The organism is Microcystis sp. M53598_WE2 (assembly GCF_030067735.1).
Taxonomy (GTDB): Bacteria; Cyanobacteriota; Cyanobacteriia; order Cyanobacteriales; family Microcystaceae; genus Microcystis; species Microcystis aeruginosa.
The window spans coordinates 1-1,425 of record NZ_JASJFE010000671.1 but is presented as its reverse complement, the minus strand read 5'-3'; the positions used below and the strand labels follow the sequence as shown (position 1 = coordinate 1,425).

Here is a 1,425-nt window from a genome sequence, read left to right as displayed (position 1 = left end):
TGACTAAATCCCGACCTTCTAAAGCGGCGGCGGCCTTGGCTACTCTCACGGCAAAAATCTCGGCACGATGACCTTCTACCCTACCGCGCACCGCTTCCTCCACTAGATAACTAATTTGTTCGGGTTTAATTTTTACCTCTTTTAACCATTCCCTCGCCAGGATAATTTCGGTTTTTAGATCATCGATTTCTTGGGCATATTGGGCGATAAAAGCGGTGGGAGAAACAGCATACTCGATCGCCTGATTGACGGCGGTTACTCGTTGGTCTAAACTGAGGACACCATCGGCGGAAAGCGCAATGGCAATTCTATCTAATAAATGGGGTCGTAAATCCCCTTCTTCTGGGTTATAAGTAGCGATCAGGATTGGTTTGCAGGGATGTTGAAAACTGATGCCTTCCCGTTCGATTTGGTTACGTCCTTCGCTTAAAACTGTTAGTAATTGGTTAGCAATTTGGTCATCAAGTAGATTAATTTCATCGACGTAGAGAATTCCCCGATGGGCGCTGGCTAATAAACCGGGTTGAAAGACTGGTTCCCCCTGTTTCACCGATTCTTCCACATCGACGGAACCCAATAAACGATCCTCGGTGACTCCTAGGGGAATCTGCACGAAAGGGGCCCGGATAACTTCCGTGGCGACCTCTCCACTGCTATATTCTTCTTTAGTGCGATCGTCCCATTCGTCGGCATTATTGGGATCACAATTAAAGACATTACCTGCGATAATTTCGATCGGTGGCAGTAGGGAATGTATCGCTCGCGCCATGACTGATTTGGCGGTTCCCCGACGACCGGCAATTACCACACCCCCCAGGGCGGGATCCACGGCGGCTAAGAGTAGGGCTAATTTAATCGCTTCTTGGCCGACAACGGCAGTTAGGGGAAAATTGAGGGTCAGAGTGGGCATAGATCTAGATTCAGGCGGCCAAATTCTAGTGTAAAACAGAAGCTCCCGGGTCCGGCACTTTTCCCTTTTTGATTCCCGAACCCAGATTTTAGCTGCATCTCGATCGAGTTCTTTCTCCCCGAACCGATCGAGAAGTTACTGGGTTAACCACAGAAACCAAAAACCTACCTAAAGCTTTTTAAAGTTACTCATTTCTGTAGCTAGATAGCTAAAATAAGTAACTTGGCTCTTCTCGACTTTGTGTGATAATTTTTGCTTATAGAATCGTGAAATGCTTATCGGGCAACACTTTTAGGACTATTTTGTCGAAGAAACTATCAGTATAGACCTCGTTTCCACACAGAAACCAGAAGAGCCGTAACTTTTGCCACCGATAGATTTTAAGAAGGTTATCAGGTATAATGAAGATATGAAGCTAGTTGAACGTCATATTATCAGTCAAAACCATCCCTTATGGTCAGAAATAGACCATTATGCCTTTTTGTCAAAAAATTTGTTCAATCTAGCTAACGCTC

Annotated in this window: 1 protein-coding gene; it reads right to left on the bottom strand. The window is 45.4% G+C overall.

Annotated features, from left to right (window positions below; all coding sequences use genetic code 11):
* On the bottom strand, nucleotides 1-910 hold a 910-nt coding region (locus tag PX636_RS13730), incomplete at its 3' end, for a magnesium chelatase ATPase subunit I (RefSeq protein WP_288117593.1).
* Nucleotides 911-1,425: the final 515 nt, after the last annotated feature.